At 65.9% G+C, this 17,608-nt stretch carries 20 protein-coding genes; 12 read left to right on the top strand and 8 right to left on the bottom strand.

Annotated features, from left to right (window positions below; genetic code table 11):
* From nirJ to DSHI_RS16070, 4 genes are read left to right on the top strand one after another with little or no spacing between them, the layout of a single operon-like run.
* Entirely contained in the window at window positions 1–1,215 is a 1,215-nt protein-coding gene (gene nirJ / locus DSHI_RS16085; RefSeq protein ID WP_012179833.1) for a heme d1 biosynthesis radical SAM protein NirJ, read from the top strand.
* Window positions 1,190–2,743, top strand: coding sequence for a nitrite reductase (locus DSHI_RS16080; protein ID WP_012179832.1), 1,554 nt, complete (start codon window positions 1,190–1,192; stop codon window positions 2,741–2,743). Before nirJ ends, DSHI_RS16080 begins: the two co-directional genes overlap by 26 nt.
* Before the next feature lies 1 nt (window position 2,744).
* Entirely contained in the window at window positions 2,745–3,461 is a 717-nt protein-coding gene (locus DSHI_RS16075; RefSeq protein ID WP_012179831.1) for a sirohydrochlorin chelatase, read from the top strand.
* Window positions 3,458–3,706: a hypothetical protein gene (locus tag DSHI_RS16070; protein ID WP_012179830.1), complete on the top strand. Its 249-nt coding sequence runs from the start codon at window positions 3,458–3,460 to the stop codon at window positions 3,704–3,706. The genes DSHI_RS16075 and DSHI_RS16070 overlap by 4 nt, the downstream gene beginning before the upstream one ends.
* Before the next feature lie 19 nt (window positions 3,707–3,725).
* Here DSHI_RS16070 and DSHI_RS16065 read toward each other — a convergent pair whose 3' ends face one another.
* Window positions 3,726–4,106 carry a c-type cytochrome gene (locus tag DSHI_RS16065; protein WP_012179829.1) on the bottom strand — a complete coding sequence of 127 codons (381 nt, stop codon included), beginning with the start codon at window positions 4,104–4,106 and terminating at the stop codon, window positions 3,726–3,728.
* A 33-nt stretch (window positions 4,107–4,139) separates the two neighbouring features.
* Entirely contained in the window at window positions 4,140–4,979 is an 840-nt protein-coding gene (locus DSHI_RS16060) for an FAD:protein FMN transferase (RefSeq protein ID WP_245533020.1), read from the bottom strand.
* Window positions 4,980–5,495: 516 nt separating this feature from the next.
* Here DSHI_RS16060 and napF point away from each other — a divergent pair.
* Genes napF through DSHI_RS16020 form a run of 8 tightly spaced genes read left to right on the top strand, consistent with a single transcriptional unit; the run spans window position 5,496 to window position 12,037 of the window.
* Window positions 5,496–6,008: a ferredoxin-type protein NapF gene (gene napF, locus DSHI_RS16055; RefSeq protein ID WP_012179827.1), complete on the top strand. Its 513-nt coding sequence runs from the start codon at window positions 5,496–5,498 to the stop codon at window positions 6,006–6,008.
* Entirely contained in the window at window positions 6,005–6,307 is a 303-nt protein-coding gene (locus tag DSHI_RS16050; protein WP_012179826.1) for a chaperone NapD, read from the top strand. Before napF ends, DSHI_RS16050 begins: the two co-directional genes overlap by 4 nt.
* Window positions 6,294–8,789: a nitrate reductase catalytic subunit NapA gene (gene napA / locus DSHI_RS16045; RefSeq protein ID WP_012179825.1), complete on the top strand. Its 2,496-nt coding sequence runs from the start codon at window positions 6,294–6,296 to the stop codon at window positions 8,787–8,789. Before DSHI_RS16050 ends, napA begins: the two co-directional genes overlap by 14 nt.
* A gap of 21 nt (window positions 8,790–8,810) precedes the next feature.
* Window positions 8,811–9,623, top strand: a complete 813-nt coding sequence (napG, locus tag DSHI_RS16040; protein ID WP_012179824.1) for a ferredoxin-type protein NapG — start codon at window positions 8,811–8,813, stop codon at window positions 9,621–9,623.
* Window positions 9,620–10,528, top strand: coding sequence for a quinol dehydrogenase ferredoxin subunit NapH (napH, locus tag DSHI_RS16035; protein WP_012179823.1), 909 nt, complete (start codon window positions 9,620–9,622; stop codon window positions 10,526–10,528). Before napG ends, napH begins: the two co-directional genes overlap by 4 nt.
* A gap of 19 nt (window positions 10,529–10,547) precedes the next feature.
* A complete protein-coding gene (locus DSHI_RS16030) occupies window positions 10,548–10,991 on the top strand; it encodes a nitrate reductase cytochrome c-type subunit (protein WP_012179822.1) in 444 nt (147 codons plus the stop codon).
* 27 nt (window positions 10,992–11,018) lie between these two features.
* Window positions 11,019–11,732, top strand: coding sequence for a NapC/NirT family cytochrome c (locus DSHI_RS16025; protein WP_012179821.1), 714 nt, complete (start codon window positions 11,019–11,021; stop codon window positions 11,730–11,732).
* Window positions 11,733–11,779: 47 nt separating this feature from the next.
* Complete coding sequence (locus DSHI_RS16020; protein WP_012179820.1) at window positions 11,780–12,037, top strand: hypothetical protein; 258 nt, start codon at window positions 11,780–11,782, stop codon at window positions 12,035–12,037.
* A 184-nt stretch (window positions 12,038–12,221) separates the two neighbouring features.
* Here the strand turns inward: DSHI_RS16020 and DSHI_RS16015 are convergent, their stop codons facing one another.
* The 6 genes from DSHI_RS16015 to DSHI_RS15990 form a co-directional block, all read right to left on the bottom strand.
* A complete protein-coding gene (locus DSHI_RS16015; protein WP_012179819.1) occupies window positions 12,222–13,517 on the bottom strand; it encodes a TRAP transporter large permease in 1,296 nt (431 codons plus the stop codon).
* The gene (locus DSHI_RS16010; protein WP_012179818.1) at window positions 13,517–14,014 is read right to left on the bottom strand and encodes a TRAP transporter small permease; all 498 of its coding nucleotides are present in this window, start codon (window positions 14,012–14,014) and stop codon (window positions 13,517–13,519) included. The genes DSHI_RS16015 and DSHI_RS16010 overlap by 1 nt, the downstream gene beginning before the upstream one ends.
* A gap of 2 nt (window positions 14,015–14,016) precedes the next feature.
* Window positions 14,017–15,027, bottom strand: coding sequence for a TRAP transporter substrate-binding protein DctP (gene dctP / locus DSHI_RS16005; RefSeq protein ID WP_012179817.1), 1,011 nt, complete (start codon window positions 15,025–15,027; stop codon window positions 14,017–14,019).
* An 84-nt stretch (window positions 15,028–15,111) separates the two neighbouring features.
* Window positions 15,112–15,765: a DUF2848 domain-containing protein gene (locus DSHI_RS16000; RefSeq protein WP_012179816.1), complete on the bottom strand. Its 654-nt coding sequence runs from the start codon at window positions 15,763–15,765 to the stop codon at window positions 15,112–15,114.
* A 3-nt stretch (window positions 15,766–15,768) separates the two neighbouring features.
* The gene (locus DSHI_RS15995) at window positions 15,769–17,058 is read right to left on the bottom strand and encodes a TRAP transporter large permease (RefSeq protein ID WP_012179815.1); all 1,290 of its coding nucleotides are present in this window, start codon (window positions 17,056–17,058) and stop codon (window positions 15,769–15,771) included.
* On the bottom strand, window positions 17,055–17,603 hold the full coding sequence (locus DSHI_RS15990) for a TRAP transporter small permease subunit (protein ID WP_012179814.1): 549 nt from the start codon (window positions 17,601–17,603) through the stop codon (window positions 17,055–17,057). Before DSHI_RS15990 ends, DSHI_RS15995 begins: the two co-directional genes overlap by 4 nt.
* Window positions 17,604–17,608: the final 5 nt, after the last annotated feature.

Below are 17,608 nucleotides of genomic sequence, written 5' to 3'. Positions count from 1 at the left end.
ATGTTCCGGCTGAGCCATTATCTCGACCAGCTCTATCATCCGACCCCGCCGCGTATCGCCAGGGGCACGCCAAAGCCGGTCGTGATCTGGAACCTGACGCGGCGCTGCAATCTCAAGTGCAAGCATTGCTACACGGTCTCGGCGGATGTGGATTTCCCGGGCGAGCTGACGGCGGCCCAGGCCCGCGAAACGCTGGAGGATATCGGACGCTTCAAGGTGCCCGCGCTGATCCTGTCCGGGGGCGAGCCCTTGCTGCGCGATGACCTCTTCGCGCTGGCCAAACGCGCGCGGGCGTTGACCCGCGTGCTGGCCCTGTCCACCAACGGTACCGGCGTGATCGGGTCCAAGGCCGACCGCGTGGCGGAGATCGGGTTCGACTATGTCGGCATCTCGATCGACGGGATCGGCGCCACCAACGACGCTTTCCGCGGCGTGATCGGTGCCTATGAACAGGCGCTGGCCGGCGTGCGTTCGTGCAAGCGGCGCGGGATCAAGGTGGGCCTGCGCTTCACCATCACCGAACAGAATGAGAGCCAGCTGCCCGAGCTTCTGAAGCTCTGCGATGACGAGGGGGTGGACAAGTTCTACCTGTCGCACCTGGTCTATGCCGGGCGCGGCAACAAGAACCGGGGCGAGGATGCCGACCATGCCCGCACCCGCCGCGCCATGGACCTGCTGATCGCACGCGCGCTGGAAAGTGCCGAGGGCAGGGGCCATCCGCTGGAAATCGTGACCGGCAACAACGATGCCGACGCGGTCTATTTCCTGAACTGGGCAAAAGCCAATTTCCCCGCCGCGCAAGTGGCCCATCTGCGCAAGCACCTGGAGGCCTGGGGCGGAAATGCCTCGGGCGTGGGGGTTGCCAATATCGACACCCAGGGCGACGTGCACCCTGACACCTACTGGTCCGAATACACCGTCGGCAGTGTCAAGCAGACCCCGTTTTCCGAGCTCTGGACCGGGCCCGACCCGATGCTGGCCGAGCTGCGCCGCCGTCCGCGGCCGCTAAAGGGCCGGTGCGGAGCCTGTGCCCACCAGGCGGTCTGCGGCGGCAACACGCGCATTCGCGCGCTTCAGCTGACCGGCGACCCCTGGGCCGAAGACCCTGCCTGCTATCTCACCGCGGCCGAAACCGGCACTGCAACGGATATCGACCGCCTGACCGTCAGACCTTTCATCGGAGACCGACATGACCCCAAGCCGGCTTTTGTCTAGCCTCGCGGTTCTGGTCGCCCTGACCACGCCGGCGCTGGCCGATCCTGCGCAAATCTACGCCGAGGAGTGCGCCATGTGCCATGGCGGCGACCGTCTTGGCGGCACCGGCCCCGCGCTGATCCCCGAAACCCTCAGCCGCATGCGCGGCCCGCACCTGCACGATGTGATCGCCCATGGCCGTGCCGCGACGCAGATGCCAGGTTTCGAGGATGTGATCTCCGAGACCGAGATCGCCGCACTTGCGGAATGGCTCAACACCCCGCTGAACGAGATCCCCGCCTGGGGTCCCGAGCAGATCGCGGCCAGCGCGACCATGAACGCGGGCTATGTCGCGGCACCGGCCCCGGTCTGGGACGCGGACCCGATGAACATCACGCTGGTCGTGGAGACCGGCGATCACCATGTCAGCGTGCTCGACGGCGACAGCTGGGACGTGCTCGACCGATTCGAAACCCCCTTTGCCGTCCATGGCGGCCCGAAATTCACGCCGGACGGGCATTTCGTCTTCGTCATGTCCCGCGATGGCTGGGTCCAGAAATACGACCTGTGGTCCCTGCAGGAGGTCGGGCGCGTGCGCGCGGGCCTCAACAGCCGCAACATCGCCATGAGCCATGACGGCAAGTGGCTTGCGGTGGCCAATTACCTGCCCCAGACCCTGACCATCCTGTCGACCGAAGATCTCTCCGTGGCGCGGGTGATGGACGTGATCTCGAAATCCGGGCAGACCAGCCGGGTCTCTGCGGTCTACCAGGCACCCCAGCGGCAGAGCTTCATCCTCGCACTCAAGGACGCTCCCGAAATCTGGGAAGTGGCCACGGACCCGGAAGCCGACCCGGTCTACGAAGGCTTCGTGCACAGCCGCGAGAAGGACATGGTCGAGGCGATCGCCTCCTCTGAGGGGCTCTTCGCTCGCCGCCGGATCGAGACCGCCGAGCCGATCGACGATTTCTTCTTCACCCCGGATTACCGCTTCCTGATCGGGGCGGCGCGCGACGGGGCGCACGGGGTGGTCGTGAACCTCAATGTCGGGCGCGAGATCGCCAAGCTGCCCCTTCCGGGCATGCCGCATCTCGGCTCCGGCATCTCCTGGATCCGGGGCGACACCCGCGTCATGGCCACGCCGCACCTGCGCGAGGGCAAGCTGTCTGTGATCGACATCGAAAGCTGGGAGGTCCTGAGCACGATCGAAACCGAAGGCCCGGGTTTCTTCCTGCGCAGCCATGAGAACACGCCCTATGTCTGGGCCGACGTGTTCTTCGGTCCGAACAAGGACGTGATGCACGTGATCGACAAGCAGAGCCTGGAGATCGTCAAGACCCTGCGCCCGGAACCCGGCGCCACGGTTGCCCATGTGGAGTTCGACCGCGACGGAACCCATGCGCTTGTCAGCATCTGGGAAGAAGACGGCGCGGTGATCGTCTATGATGCGGCCACGCTCGAAGAGGTCAAGCGCCTGCCCATGAACAAACCATCGGGGAAATACAATGTCTGGAACAAGATCACCTTCTCCGAAGGCACGAGCCACTGACATGCCGGAGGCCGTGCTGATCGCTCACGGGGCACCGTCCGACCCCGAACCCACGGAGCTGGCGCTGCAGCAGCTCGCCCGCGACGTGGCCGCCGAATTGCCCGGCTGGCGCGTGCGGGGGGCGACCGTGGCTGCCCCCGGCGCGCTGGAGCGGGCGTTCGACGGGCTCTCGCCCGAGGCGGTGGTCTTTCCTGTCTTCATGTGTGACGGCTGGATCATCCGCCGGATCCTGCCCGACTGCCTTGCCGCGATCGGCCGCGCCGGAACCCGCGTCCTGACGCCCTTGGGACAGGTGCCGGGGTTCCGGTTCCATTGCGCCCAGATGCTGACCGCGGCGATGGCCGAGGCCGGGCTGACCCCGTCCGAGACCACCGTGGTCCTGGCTGCGCACGGATCGGCCCGCGGGCCGATCCCCGAGGCTTGGGCGGCGGGGCTGGCGCGCGATATCACCGATCTGACCGACCTGCGCATGGTCATTCCCGCCTATCTCGAACAGGCGCCTTACCTGGCCGATGTGCTGGCGATGGTGCCTGGACCGGCGATCTGCCTGCCGGGCTTCGCCACCAACGCCGGTCACGCCATGGGCGATGTTCCCGAAGCCATTGCCCAAAGCCATTTCGCCGGGCTGGTTCTGCCGACCGTCGGGACGACGCCGGGTATCGTGCACCTGATCGCGCGCGAACTGCAGGCCAGCGAGATCGCGGAGGTCGCGGCATGAACGCACAGAACTCTTCCGATGCGCCCTGGCCGGTCTGGAAACTGGCCGTGCTGCTTTATCCGCTGGCGGCCGGGGCCGTCGCGGTCAACCTCTTCATGCTTGCATTGATGGGGCGGGTCTTCGGGATCCAGGAATTGTCCCCGGTGGCCGCTGTCCTGGCGGGGTTGCTTCTGGGCATTCCCGCGGCCTGGGCCACGGGCAAATGGATCCGCCGCCTGATGGACGAGGCGGACGGACGCCGTTGAGCGTCCGCCCGGATCAAGGTCACTCGTAGCTTGCGATGTACGCCAGGACGTTCTGGACATCCGCTTCCTTGCGCAGACCGGCAAAAGACATCTTGGTGCCTTTCATGAAGTCGCGCGGCTTGGTCAGGTAGGCGGCCAGGTTGGCTTCGTCCCAGACCAGCCCGTCGGCGGCCATCTCCAACAACACGTCGGAATACTTGAAGTCCGGGACCTGGCCGGCGGGCGCGCCGATGATCCCGTTCAGGACCGGCCCGACCTTGTTCTTGGCATCGGCGCCAAGAGCATGGCAGGCCTTGCACTTGTTGAACACCTTCTCTCCGGCTTCCGGGTCGCCTTCGGCCAGGGCCGGAAGGGCAAGCACGGCCAGGACGGCGGTGGTTGTGATCGTTCTGATGAGCATGGGGTCCTCCTATATTGCTCGGGTGTGGTGGCTTCAGGTGGCAAACTCGACACGCGCACCGGGAAACCGGGCGATGACGGTGGCATGGCTCTCCGGCGGCAGAACGCACAGGGCCGTGGACAGCCCGTCTGCCAGCATCGCGGCCGGGGCCGACACGGAAGTCATACGCCCCCTGTCGGCACTGCGTCCGCTGGCCGGATCGAAGATGTGGCGTGCGCCCGCAAGCGTCATGGCATCCGGGGCGGATGTGGCGATCGCCCGATCCCGCAAGCGGAGCTCGCGGCGCGAGGTGCCGGCGGCATCCGCGATACGGCAGCGCCAGGGCGTTGCGTCCGGCCCGTGGCCCAGGGCGACGATTTCGCCCGCCTCAAGCAGGATGTCGGTCAAACCCCGGTCCCGCAGCCAGGCAGCGATTCGGTCGCTGATATAGCCCTGCGCGATCCCGTTGAGCGTCAGCTGCCCGCCGGGCCTTGCGAACGCTACGCTGTCGGTGCCGATCCTCAGATGGTGCCAGCCGACCGCGGCGCGGGCCCGTGCGACCTCGTCGCCCGAAGGGGTCCGCCCGGCCGCCGCCGCCTGCGCAAAGGTCGCGAAAAGTGGCTGCGTGGTCGGATCGAACGCCCCCCCGGTTCCCCGGTGCAACGCATCGCATTGGGCCAGAACCTCCAGAAGCTCGGGCGCGGGCGCATCCAGTCGACCCTCCCGGTTCAGCCGCGAAACCTGGGATTCGGGCCGGTAGAGGCTGAACAGGGTTTCAAGCCGCCGCAACTCCCGCTGCAGCCCGACCAGGATGTCGGACGCGCTTGCAGGGTCCAGGCCCACGAGTTGCGCGGAGGCATCGGCGCCAAGGGCCGTGCCCTGCCAACGCGTCACGGGTCGGCTTGCCGCGGCAACGCTGCTCGCGCCGCACAAGGCGCCCGCGGAAAGCGCGAGAAACCGGCGCCGAGTCAGCCCTGAGATCACTCCGTTTTTCATGCTCAGAAGCTTCGCCGGGCAAGTCGAATCTGTCCTTAACAAACGTCAAGCGTGTCTCCTTTGCCGCGGGGCGGGTGGGCATTTTGGCGCAGGGCGCCCGGTGTCCCGCGGGACCGCAAAGCGGAATTTGCCATCGACCGGCGCAAGGTGCCTTGCTCGCCCGAATCGGGGAAGTACCCGCGCAGGTGGATGCGGGACGCCGTCTGCCGCGGCCTGGTTCCGCCCATTTGCCCTGCCTTCTGGCGACCCTAAACCCTTATTTGAAAGTCATATTTTTCTGACAGATTAAATGTCAGCTTTGCGCGTCAATTTGCGCCAACGACATGGAAGTTTTTTACGCGCTAAGGTTGAATGATAGCGATAACTCGGGCGGAACGCGCGGGAATCGCACGGAAAAAATACCTAGGAAGCGACATGACCCAACAGGTCAGTCGGCGCGGGTTTCTGCGCCGAGCCACCCTTTGCGACGACTCGAACGCGATCCGCCCCCCCGGCGCGCACCCGGATCACTTCCTCGACCTGTGTCGGAATTGCGACCTTTGCCAGAAGGCCTGCCCGGAAAACGTGCTGGTTCTGGACGAGGGCGGGCGACCGCAACTTTCGCCCGCGCAAGGCGCCTGCACCTTCTGCGGGATCTGTGCCGAGGTCTGTCCGACGGACGCGCTCGATCTCGCCCGGGTGGACGACTGGCCCTGGCGCGCCGAGGCATCCTCGGCCTGCCTGTCGCAGCAGGGCGTGTCCTGCCGGGCCTGTCAGGACAGCTGCGATGCGCGCGCGATCAGCTTCCGATTGATGACAGGAGGTCGCGCGCTCGCTGAGATTGATCTCGATCAATGTGTAGGCTGTGGCGAATGCGTAGCAAGCTGCCCAGTCGGAGCACTCCAGCTCACCAAAACTCAACAAAACGGACGGGAGGACGTCGCATGAATGTTTGTGGTTGCCTTGTGCACGCCGCACCCGATCGGGTCGATGGATGTGCCGAGGACATGCTTGCCATGGATGGCGTGGAGATCCACGGCCGGTCTGACGAAGGCCGCTTCGTCGTCGTCGTCGAGGACACGCCGTCGCTGCGCGCATCCGAGACGATCATGGCCCTGCACCAGATCCCCGGCGTTCTGTCCGTCACCCTGACCTATCACCATTTCGAGGACCTGACCGACACCCCGGCGCAGGCTCCGCTTTCCAGCCCCACTCAATCCGGAGCCCAGACCCATGACCATCTCTGACTCTCGCCGGACATTCCTTAAGGCCAGCGCCGCGGCTGCGACCGCTTCCGCTGCGGGGATCCCGCTGGCCAATGGCACCGCCGCCGAAGCCCAGGCCATCTCGACGGGCATCCGCTGGGACAAGGCAGCCTGCCGGTTCTGCGGCACCGGCTGCTCGGTGCTGGTGGGCACCAAGGAAGGCCGCGTGGTCGCTACCCAAGGTGACCCGGACGCCCCGGTGAACCGCGGGTTGAACTGCATCAAGGGCTATTTCCTGTCCAAGATCATGTACGGCGAAGACCGCCTGACGATGCCCCTGCTGCGCAAGACCAATGGCGTCTACGACAAGAACGGCACGTTCGAGCCGGTGTCCTGGGACGAGGCCTTCGACGTGATGGCGCAGAAGTGGAAAGAAGCGCTGGCCAAGAAGGGGCCGACCAGTGTCGGCATGTTCGGCTCGGGCCAGTGGACCGTCTGGGAAGGCTATGCCGCCGCCAAGCTGATGAAGGCCGGTTTCCGCTCCAACAACATCGATCCGAACGCGCGGCACTGCATGGCCTCCGCCGTGGTCGGCTTCATGCGCACCTTCGGCATCGACGAGCCGATGGGCTGCTACGATGACTTCGAGCATGCGGATACCTTTGTGCTCTGGGGCTCCAACATGGCCGAGATGCACCCGATCCTCTGGTCGCGCCTCACCGACACCCGCCTGACCAAGCCGGGCTCCGAGGTGCATGTGCTGTCCACCTACGAGCACCGCTCGTTCGAGCTTGCCGATAACGGCATGGTGTTCGCGCCGCAGACCGATCTCGCGATCCTGAACTACATCGCGAACTACATCATTTCGACCGGGCGCGTGAACGAGGACTTCATGTCCAAGCACGTCAACATCACCAAGACCGCGACGGATATCGGGTACGGCTTGCGGGATGAACACGCCCTGCAACAGGAAGCGGAGAATCCCAATTCCGGCAAGCTGGAACCGATCAGCTTCGACGAGTACGCCGCCAGCGTCGCCGAATACACGGTCGACAAGGTTTCCGAGCTTTCGGGCGTGCCCGCCGCGCAGCTGGAGAAGCTGGCCGAGCAATACGCCGACCCCAACCGCAAGGTGATGAGCCTTTGGACCATGGGCTTCAACCAGCACACTCGCGGCTCCTGGGTCAACTCGCTGATGTACAACGTGCATCTCTTGGTGGGCAAAATCTCCGAGCCGGGCAATTCGCCCTTCTCGCTGACCGGGCAGCCCTCGGCCTGCGGCACCGCCCGCGAGGTCGGCACCTTTGCCCATCGCCTGCCTGCGGACATGGTCGTGATGAACGACGCGCACCGCGCCCTGACCGAAAAGAAGTGGAACCTGCCCGAGGGGACCATCCCCGCCAAGCCCGGCTTCCACGCCGTGTTGCAGCACCGCAAGCTCAAGGATGGCGATCTGAACGCCTACTGGGTGCAGTGCAACAACAACATGCAGGCCGCGCCGAACATGAACGAAGAAGGCTATCCGGGCTATCGCAACCCGGAAAACTTCATCACCGTGTCCGACCCCTATCCGACCGTCACCACCATGTCGGCCGACCTGATCCTGCCCACGGCCATGTGGGTTGAAAAGGAAGGCGCCTATGGCAATGCGGAGCGCCGGACCCAGTTCTGGCGCCAGCAGGTCAAGGCCCCGGGCGAGGCAAAATCCGACCTCTGGCAACTGATGGAATTCTCCAAGCGGTTCACCATCGAAGAGGTCTGGGGCGAGGAATTGCTCGCCAAGATGCCCGAGCATCGCGGCAAGACCATGTACGACGTGCTCTTTGCCAACGGCAAGGTGGACAAGTACCCGCTGTCGGAGACCGCCGAAGGGTTCGACAACGACGAGTCCGAGCATTTCGGCTATTACGTGCAGAAGGGCCTGTTCGAGGAATATGCCGGTTTCGGCCGCGGCAAGGCCCATGACCTGGCGTCTTTCGAGACCTACCACCAGTCGCGCGGCTTGCGTTGGCCCGTGGTGGACGGCCAGGAAACCCTGTACCGCTTCCGCGAGGGCTACGACCCCTATGTGCCCGAAGGCGAGGGCGTCCGGTTCTATGGCCACAGCGACGGCAAGGCGAAGATCATCTACGCCCCCTACGAGCCTGCGCCCGAAGTGCCGGATGCCGAGTTCGACCTGTGGCTCTGCACAGGCCGGGTGCTGGAGCACTGGCATTCGGGGTCGATGACTCGGCGTGTGCCCGAGTTGCACCGGGCCTATCCGGCGGCCGTGGTCTACATGCACCCCGAGGATGCGAAGGCGCGCGGGTTGCGGCGCGGACAGGAGATCAACATCTCCACCCGGCGCGGGGACATGCTCAGCCGGGTCGAGACCCGGGGCCGGAACAAGGTGCCGCAAGGCCTCGTGTTCGTGCCGTGGTTCGACGAGGGCCAGCTGATCAACCAGTTGACGCTCGATGCGACCTGCCCGCTCTCGAAAGAGACCGACTTCAAGAAATGCGCCTGCAAGGTGGAACGGGCCTGAGGCGCGTCACGGAGAGGTCCCATGTCGGTGCCCGACATATCGCCCGATCGCCGTCGTTTCCTCAAGGATGCGGCGCGCATGGCAGGCGGCTGCATGCTCGCAGGCGGCGGCCTGGCCTGGCTGGCCCGGGATGCCCGGGCTCTGCCGGCCCAGGCGCTGCGGCCCCCCGGGGCCCTGGCGGAGGCCGCTTTCCTGTCGGCCTGCATCCGCTGCGGGCTCTGCGTGCGGGAATGTCCCTATGACACGCTCGTCCTCGCCGAGCTCGGCAGCGACGGCCCGGCAACCGGCACGCCTTATTTCATTGCGCGCGACGTGCCCTGCGAGATGTGCGAGGACATTCCCTGTGTCGCGGCCTGTCCCACCGGGGCGCTCGATCCGGCGCTCGATGATATCGATGACGCGCGGATGGGCACGGCCGTGCTGGTGGATCAGGAAAACTGCCTCAACTTCCAGGGGTTGCGCTGCGATGTCTGCTACCGGGTTTGCCCTGTGATCGACGAGGCGATCACCCTCGACGTGTCGCACAACACGCGCTCCGGTCACCATGCCATGTTCATCCCCACGGTCCACGCGGATCACTGCACCGGCTGCGGGATGTGCGAGAAAAGCTGTGTTCTGCCCGAAGCCGCGATCAAGGTCCTGCCCCTGCGCATGGCCCGCGCTACCCCGGCCGAGCATTACCGCAAGGGCTGGGAGGAAAAGGACGCCAAGGGCGGCCCGGTGGTCGAAGGGATCATCGACCTGCCGGATCGTCTGCCCGGACCGGGCACCGACAATCTCGCCACGCCGGGCGGGTTCGAGCCTGCCTTCAAGCTGCCGGGGACGGGGCAATGAGCGCGCGCACCCGGATGCCTGTCGGGCTGGAGGCCCGGCAGAAGAAGGGCTGGATCGGCGCTAACCGCTACCTGTTGCTGCGTCGGACGAGCCAGCTGTTTTTCCTGATGCTCTTCCTGCTCGGCCCGTGGTTCGGGATCTGGATCGTGCAGGGCACGCTCGCGGGGTCGCTGACCTTGGGCGTGCTGCCGCTGACCGATCCGTTCATCGCGCTGCAAAGCCTCGTGGCCGGGCATCTGCCCGCGACCTCGGCCCTCGTCGGTGCGCTGATCGTTCTGGGGGTCTACGCGGTCCTGGGCGGGCGGGTCTATTGTTCCTGGGTCTGCCCGATCAACCCGGTAACGGACGCGGCCCATTGGCTGCACGTCAAACTGGGCCTCTCCAAAGGCTGGCAGCCCAAGCGCCAGACCCGGCTGTGGGTCATGGCCACCGCGCTGCTCGTGTCGGCCCTCGCCGGAACGGTCGCCTGGGAACTGGTCAACCCCGTGACCATGGTCCATCGCGGTCTCGTCTTCGGGATGGGCGCGGCCTGGGGCATGGTGGCGGCGATCTTCGTCTTCGACCTCGTGGTGTCGCGCCGGGGCTGGTGCGGCCATGTCTGCCCGGTCGGTGCCTTCTACGGGCTGTTGGGCCACAAGAGCGTCGTGCGCATCAGCGCCGCGCAGCGCAGCGCCTGCGACGACTGCATGGACTGCTACGCCGTCTGCCCGGAACAGCAGGTCATCTCGCCCGCGCTCAAGGGCAAGCCCGGCTCCAGCCCGCTGATCCTGTCGCCCGACTGCACCAATTGTGGCCGCTGCATCGATGTCTGCGCCATGGACGTTTTCAATTTCACTCACCGGTTCGACGACCGTGTCGACGACCGCCCTGACCCCCTGACTGCGCCCGCGGGGCGCATCGCATGACACGCAAAGGAGTGCCCCAATGAGAAAGCCGGTCACACTGGGCCTCGCCGCCCTGACAACGATCCTCGTTTTCGGCGGTCTGGCCATGGCCCAGCAAGCCGAGGTGATTACCCTCCGGGGCGCCGAGGTCGACGAACCCGTCCATCTCGACAAGAACCACGGACAGATCGAGACCCGGATGCAGCGGAACTACCGCCAGCAGCCGCCCCTGATCCCCCACACCATCAGCCAGTACCAGATCGATCTGCGCACCAACCAGTGCCTGACCTGTCATGACTGGACCAAGGCGGGGGAGCGCGGTGCGCCCACCCTGTCCATGACCCACTACCTGGACCGCGACGGCAACGAGCTCGATCACATCGCGGGCACCCGGTACTTCTGCAACCAATGCCATGTGCCGCAGGCCAACGCGCCCGCCCTGGTCGAAAACCTGTTCGAGCCGTCCTCCCCGACGGTTCGCTGAGGCGAGAGCACGAAAGGAACACCCGAAATGGCAGATTCCCCCGAAAAAGATCCGCGTCGCAAAGGGCTCATGGGGCTTTGGGACCGGTTCTGGCTCCCCACCACGGTTTTCAGCGTGGGCTTCGTCCTGATCGGCGGCTTCGTTGCAGGTATCCTGTTCTGGGGCGGCTTTCACTGGACGCTGGAGGCAACGAACAAGGAAGAGTTCTGTGTCTCCTGCCACACCATGGAAACCAATCTGGGCGAGTACCGCGAGACGATCCATTACAACAACCACTCCGGGGTGCGGGCGGTCTGTGCGGACTGCCACGTGCCAAAGGAATGGAACCACAAGATGAAGGCCAAGATCATCGCGGTGAAGGATGTCTACCACGAAATCGTGGGGACGATCTCGACCCCCGAGGATTACGAGGAGCACCGCCTGGCCATGGCGTCGGCCGTCTGGACGAAGATGAAGAAATCCAACAGCCGGGAGTGCCGCAACTGCCACGAGTTCGAATACATGGACTTCACCCTGCAGGAAAACCGTGCCGCGGTTGAACACCAGAGGGCCATCGACACCGGCATGACCTGCATCGATTGTCACCAGGGCATCGCGCACAGCCTGCCGCCCGGTCACCTGGAGGAATACCAGCGCATCACCCGCGAACTGGCAGGGCCGATGGCCAGCCATGCCGACGAGCCGCTGGCAAGCAACACCTCCCGTCTGCGCAACTATCTGGACACAGCTCCGGCAGACTGACGCGCAGGCGCAAGCTGTCGGAAAACCCGTAACAAGAGGCCATTGTGATGCTCGATCTTCTTGGAACCATCGGCGGAAACGCCCTCAGCCTGCCCGGAATTCTCGGGCTGGCCCTGGGCATGATGACCCGGAACTGGCGGCTCGCTGCGATCTTGGGCGGTGTTGTCGGAGTGGTCGAGACCCTGATCTTCGCCGGCTTCACGCTCGACAACATCTACCTGCTCGACGCGGTCGTCGCGGTGGTGGTGGGCATGGTCGCCGGCACCCTGGGCTGCGCGATCCGCAACAAGGGCGCGACCGTCTGATACGCCCCTCCGACCGAGGGTCTTGCGTCCGTTCGGGCATCTTGCGCTCGAACGGACGCAAACCTGCGGGACCGCCCCTCGCCAGGGATACCTTAGTGGCGCGTGCCCCTGACCTTGCAGGACCGCGCCATCCCGAACGCTTACCCGCTTCCCGTCGCTGCCCTCGACCGAGCGGACGGCACAGCTACATCAGCGCCCCGGGCAGGAACAGCGCCAGCGCCGGCAGGGCGGTCAGGATCGCCACCCCCGCCAGCAGAATCAGCCAATAGGGCACCGTGGCCTTCGCCGCCTCGCCCAGGGACACCGCGTTCTTGGTGACCGAGACCAGCACCGACAGGTTCAGTCCCACAGGCGGCGTGACTTGGCCGATCTCGATCAGGATGGTGATGATCACCCCGAGCCAGATAGCGTCATACCCCAAACCCGTGAGCAGCGGGAAAACGATGGGCAATGTCATGATCATCAGGGACAGCCCATCGAAAAAGCAGCCCAGCACCAGGTAGACCAGCACCACGACCGCCAGAACCGCGAGCGGGCCCAGATCCGAGGCGCGCACCGTTTCCAGGATCGCTTGTGGTACGCCAAGCAGGCTGACCGCTTGCGCGAGGATCGTCGCCCCGATGACCACGAAAGCGATGGCACCATAGAGCCGGATCGCGGCATAAACCGCCTCGGCCAGCGCCCGCAGGGTCAGCGTGCCCCACAGCCGCCCGATGATGATGGTGGCGATCACGCCGATCCCCGCAGCCTCGGTCGGCGTGGCAAAGCCCAGGGTGATGCTGCCCATGATCGACAGGATCAGCAGCAGGAAGGGCCACAGACCCAGCACCCCGCGCAGGATCTCGCGGCCCGGGGGGCGGGCGGCCTCTGCCGGGGCGAGGCTTGGCGTGATCCGGCAGCGAAGGTAGATATAGACCATGAACATCGCCGCAAAAAGCAGCCCCGGCACGAGCCCGGCGAGGAACAGCTGCCCGATGGACGTCTCCGTCAGCGCCCCGAAGATCAGCAGCGACAGGCTCGGTGGGATCAGCAGCCCCAGCGTCCCGCCCCCCGCCAGCGACCCCACCACCGTCCGGCGATCATAGCCCCGCCGCGTCATCTCGGGATAGGCGACCGACCCCACGGCGGCGGCGGTCGACAGGCTCGATCCGCTGACCGCCCCGAAGAGCGTACAGACCGCCACATTCGTGTGCAGCAACCCGCCCGGCACCCGCATGAACACCGGCGACAGGGCGGAATAAATCCGTGCGCTGACGCCGGAGCGCAGCATGATCTCGCCGAGGATGATGAAGAGCGGTATCGCGCTCAGCGTGAAGGAATTCAGCACATTCCACACCGCGTCCACCGCCACGAAGGTGGCGCCGTTGGCGACGAAGTGCAGGATCAGAAGCCCCGTCAGGCCGAGCGCGGCCCCCAGCGCCAGACCCGAGCCGGCAAAGGCCAGCAATCCGCCCAGAAAAACGCTCCAGAACCCCGCCATCAGTCGCGGACCGCCCCCCGGATCGCGAAGGCCAGCGCAGTCAATATCATAGACACCGGCAACAGCGCCATCCACGGCCAGAGCAGCAGCCGCGCCACCTCGGTCTTGATGGTGCGGGCGAAGGCGAACTCGAACCAGGGGATCGAGAGCCAGAACAGCCACGCACAGAAAATGATGCCGAACAGCGCGGCCAGCCCGGTCACGACCCACGCGATCCGCTCCGGCAGGGCGTTGAGCAGGATGCGCACCTGCACATGCTCGGATTTCAATGTCACGAGCGGCAGCACCAGGAAAAATGCCGCGGTCATCAACAGCCCCACCAGCTCCTCGGTGAACCGGAAGGGCGCGTTGGCGATATGGCGCATGGCCACGCTGGCGCCGATCAGACCGACAATGGCGCTGCCCGCCACGGCGCCCAGCAGGGCGAGTGCCTGGCAGATCGGCGTCACCCCGCGCTCAAGGTGCCGGGCCAGGCGCACCAGGCGCGGCTCGGCCATGCTCAGCGCCCGAGCGCGTCGAGCATCCGCTGCCGGTAGGCCGGGGCGTTTCCGCCCGCCTCTTCGGCCAGTTCCGCCCAGGTGGCGGAGGCCGCTTCGAGGAAGGCCGCCCGGTCCTCGTCCGAGAACGGCTCCAGGAATTCAAGCCCCTGTTCTTCCAGCTTGGCCCGCGCGGCCATCTCGTTCTCCTCGGCGGCCTCATAGGCGTTGGTGCGCTCCCACACCCGGTCCGCGGCGGTGGTGATCGCCGCGCGATCCGCGTCGCTCAGGTCTTCCCAGGCACCCGCGCTCACACCCAGCACATAGGGCACGCCCGCCACCGGATAGAGGTAGGAGGCATAATCCGTCACCTCATGCAGCGAGATCGTGTGTGCAAAAAGCGCCGGGTACACCGCGCAGTCCACCACGCCGGTCTGCAGTGCCACGTAAAGCTCGGTTTGCCCGACGATCTGGGCCGCCACGCCAAGCTTGGTGAAGGTCTCCACCTGGTCGCCGCTCCAGACGCGCAGCTTCTTGGTGCGCAGATCGTCGAGGGTGCGCACCGGCTCGCCCTTGCAGAAGATCGACGCCTGCAAGAGCGGCAACGCCATGTAGCCCGCCGGCACGATGCCCCATTCCGCCAGTTCCTCGGCATAGATCTCCTGGATTTCCGGCAGGACGGTGATCAACTCCTCCGGGCTGCCGACCGACCCCTGCACCAGCACCGCGTTCAGCGCGGGCGCGTCACGGCCCAGGTAATTCGCCCAGACAAGACCCATCTCCACCGCGCCCTGGGGCAGCCAGCGCACCACATCCTCGTTCTTGAGGTTGAGCGACCCGCCATGGAACACGTCGATATTGACCCGGCCCTCGGTCAGCTCGGCCACATCCGCGGCGAACTGGTCGAGCTGCTGGGATTCGCTTCGACCCTCGGGCAACCCGTTGTTGAACTTCCAATCCGCGGCGAGCGCCGGGGTGACCAAGGCGCTGAGTCCGAGTGAAGCGATGGCAAGCGTGTGAAGTTTCCAGGTCATGACCGATCCCCGCTGGTTTTCAATGCGTTGTGCAAAACGGTAACGGTGAACTCCCGCCGCCACAAGCCGGACCCGCGGCAGGCGTCAGGCCACCACCGGCAGGGTCGTGACCGCGTAGGCCAGCGACAGCGCGCGGTCCCGCACCGGGTCGATCAGAGACATCCGGTACCGTGCCGCCGGGCGCACACCGCCCTTGGCCGCCAGCGTCCCGCAGAGCATCGCCGCCCCCTCGCCAAGCCCCGCGCCCGCGATCAGCTCGGGCAGGGGGCGGATGCTGGCGAGCGTGCCCTCCTGGTATCGCACCCAATCGCCACCCTCTTCGATGTCGCAGGTCAGGCGTAGCTGGTCGAGATGGCTCTCCACCTCCGCCAGGGGCCAGAGGCCCCGGCCCACCGGCTTGGCGCAGATCTGCTTCGACGCGGCGACCGAAACCGCCTCTAACGCCCGGTCCGTATGGTCGGAGGCCAGCCCCAGCCACAGCGCCCCGTCCACGCGCAGGATCAGTGGCTCCACCTCGCCCGAGGTATCGGGGCCCAGCACCTGAACCTCCTCCGCCTGGGTCAGCAGGTCGCGCGCCACACGGTAGTAAAGCGGCACGTCCGAGGGCGGCGGCACCCCGATCTCGGCCAGCTCGGCGATATGGTGGTCCACCGCCGCCCGGTCGCGCCCGGTCCAGCCCGCCACGTGGGCGGCGCTCAGGGTGACCTCCAGGGGCCCGGTGGGGGTGTCGAAACGCATGGGTCAGCTCCCGCTCAGCACAGATGGAAGATAAAGGGCGATGGACGGAAACAGGATCAACAGGCCGACCATGATCAGCATGGCGATCACGTAAGGGATCGCGCCCACCATCACTTCGCTCATCTTCCCGGATTTGCGCGCCCCCTGCACCACATAGAGGTTCAGACCAACCGGCGGCGTAATCAGGGCCATCTCGATCAGCACGATCATCAGGATGCCGAACCAGATCGGATCGAACCCCTGTGCGACCACCAGCGGCACGATGATCGGGATCGTCACCACCATGAGCGACAGCGTCTCGATGAAGAAACCCAGCACGATATAGATCAGCACCACCACCAGGATCAGTCCGGTGGGCGTGAGGCCCAGACCGTCCAGCAGGGATTGCAGCTCCCGTCCCAGCCCCGCCGAGGCCAGCGTGAAGTTCAGGAACGAGGCGGCGATGACCACCAGCATGATCATGGACGTGATCTTGATGGTGCCGAGGATACTGTCCGCGAACATCTTTACGCTCACCCCGCCGAAGAGCGCCGCGATCACCACCGCGCCGGCCACGCCCACGGCGGCGGCCTCGGTCGGGGTGGCCCACCCTTTGTAGATCGTGCCGATGATGACCGTGAAAAGCAGGATGATCGGGATCAGCTGCAAGAGCGCGCGCAGCATCTCGGGGAAGGGAAAGGTCCGGCGCAGCCCGCCAAGTTCGGGGCGGATCAGGCAGATCACCACCGTGATCGCCATGAACCCCAGCGCCAGCGCGATGCCCGGCACGAGCCCGGCAAGGAATAGCTGCGGGATCGAGGTCTGGGTCAGGAACCCGTAAACGATCAGGTTGATCGATGGCGGGATCATGATGCCCAGCGTGCCGCCCGCCGCGATCGCCCCGGAAAAGAGCCGCGGGTCATACCCCAGCTTCTCCGCCTGTGGCATGGCGACCGTGGCGACCGTGGCCGCCGTGGCGACCGACGAGCCGGAGGTGGCCGAGAACATGGTGGCCGTGGCCACGTTGGCATGCACCAGCCCGCCGGGCAGCCAGCTGACCCAGCGGTCCAGCGCGGAATAGGTCCGCGTCGCGATGCCAGAGCGTACAAGGATCTCGCCCAGAAGCACGAAGAACGGGATCGCGATCAGAGTGGCATTGTTCGAGGTCGACCAGACCAGGTTGCCAAGCCCCCGGATCAGCGGAAAGGGGCTGAAGAACGCATCCACCCCGAAGCCCAGCAGGAACAGCACGATCCCCACCGGGATCGACAGCGCCAGCAGCCCCAGAAGCCCCGCGGAAATGGCCCAGATCATTTCGCCAGATCCTCTTCCCCGAAGCAGCCGATGGCTTCATCCGCGGTCTCGAAACGCCCCTTCATCACCAGCATGGCCGCCGCGACAAAGGTCAGCCAGGCGACAATCGCGAACCACACCCAGCCCGCGAACCACGGGATCTGCACCCAGGCCAGCGGGGTTTCCAGCGGCGTGTTGGCCCGTGAGTCGTTGGCCAGTGACCGTGCGACCACGGGCCAGCACTTGTACGCGATCAGCGTCACCGTGCCCGTCAGAACCAGCATCGAGAACAGGTCGAAAAAGGCGCGGGCGCGCTGGCCCGCGCGGCCGCGCAGGATGTCGATGCGCACATGGCCCAGCTCCAGCAGGGTGAAGGCCATCCCCCAGGAGGTGGCAATGGCCATCACGTAGCCCGAGATCTCGTCCGTCCCGCCGAAGGAGGACCCCATTTGCCGCAGCACGATATCCGCCAGGACGATCGCGGCGCAGCCCATCAGCACCACGCCCGTGGCGAGCGCGATGCCGCGGTTCAGGCGGCGCAGAATGTGCAGCAGGCTCTCTTCCATGGGAT

It is taken from the genome of Dinoroseobacter shibae DFL 12 = DSM 16493 (assembly GCF_000018145.1).
In the GTDB taxonomy this organism is placed as follows: Bacteria; Pseudomonadota; Alphaproteobacteria; order Rhodobacterales; family Rhodobacteraceae; genus Dinoroseobacter; species Dinoroseobacter shibae.
The sequence above is the reverse complement of the archived record's forward strand: the minus strand, read 5'-3'. Positions and strand labels throughout refer to the sequence as shown.

Excerpts from the sequence above, each read along its gene's own strand:
- nirJ (WP_012179833.1), top strand. The coding sequence starts at position 1 with ATGTTCCGGCTGAGCCATTATCTCGACCAGCTCTATCATCCGACCCCG.
- dctP (WP_012179817.1), bottom strand. The coding sequence starts at position 15,027 with ATGACCTGGAAACTTCACACGCTTGCCATCGCTTCACTCGGACTCAGC.
- DSHI_RS16010 (WP_012179818.1), bottom strand. The coding sequence starts at position 14,014 with ATGGCCGAGCCGCGCCTGGTGCGCCTGGCCCGGCACCTTGAGCGCGGG.
- DSHI_RS16065 (WP_012179829.1), bottom strand. The coding sequence starts at position 4,106 with ATGCTCATCAGAACGATCACAACCACCGCCGTCCTGGCCGTGCTTGCC.
- napH (WP_012179823.1), top strand. The coding sequence starts at position 9,620 with ATGAGCGCGCGCACCCGGATGCCTGTCGGGCTGGAGGCCCGGCAGAAG.
- DSHI_RS15990 (WP_012179814.1), bottom strand. The coding sequence starts at position 17,603 with ATGGAAGAGAGCCTGCTGCACATTCTGCGCCGCCTGAACCGCGGCATC.
- DSHI_RS15995 (WP_012179815.1), bottom strand. The coding sequence starts at position 17,058 with ATGATCTGGGCCATTTCCGCGGGGCTTCTGGGGCTGCTGGCGCTGTCG.
- DSHI_RS16070 (WP_012179830.1), top strand. The coding sequence starts at position 3,458 with ATGAACGCACAGAACTCTTCCGATGCGCCCTGGCCGGTCTGGAAACTG.
- DSHI_RS16025 (WP_012179821.1), top strand. The coding sequence starts at position 11,019 with ATGGCAGATTCCCCCGAAAAAGATCCGCGTCGCAAAGGGCTCATGGGG.
- DSHI_RS16050 (WP_012179826.1), top strand. The coding sequence starts at position 6,005 with ATGAATGTTTGTGGTTGCCTTGTGCACGCCGCACCCGATCGGGTCGAT.
- DSHI_RS16075 (WP_012179831.1), top strand. The coding sequence starts at position 2,745 with ATGCCGGAGGCCGTGCTGATCGCTCACGGGGCACCGTCCGACCCCGAA.
- napF (WP_012179827.1), top strand. The coding sequence starts at position 5,496 with ATGACCCAACAGGTCAGTCGGCGCGGGTTTCTGCGCCGAGCCACCCTT.
- DSHI_RS16000 (WP_012179816.1), bottom strand. The coding sequence starts at position 15,765 with ATGCGTTTCGACACCCCCACCGGGCCCCTGGAGGTCACCCTGAGCGCC.
- napA (WP_012179825.1), top strand. The coding sequence starts at position 6,294 with ATGACCATCTCTGACTCTCGCCGGACATTCCTTAAGGCCAGCGCCGCG.
- DSHI_RS16020 (WP_012179820.1), top strand. The coding sequence starts at position 11,780 with ATGCTCGATCTTCTTGGAACCATCGGCGGAAACGCCCTCAGCCTGCCC.
- napG (WP_012179824.1), top strand. The coding sequence starts at position 8,811 with ATGTCGGTGCCCGACATATCGCCCGATCGCCGTCGTTTCCTCAAGGAT.
- DSHI_RS16030 (WP_012179822.1), top strand. The coding sequence starts at position 10,548 with ATGAGAAAGCCGGTCACACTGGGCCTCGCCGCCCTGACAACGATCCTC.
- DSHI_RS16080 (WP_012179832.1), top strand. The coding sequence starts at position 1,190 with ATGACCCCAAGCCGGCTTTTGTCTAGCCTCGCGGTTCTGGTCGCCCTG.
- DSHI_RS16015 (WP_012179819.1), bottom strand. The coding sequence starts at position 13,517 with ATGGCGGGGTTCTGGAGCGTTTTTCTGGGCGGATTGCTGGCCTTTGCC.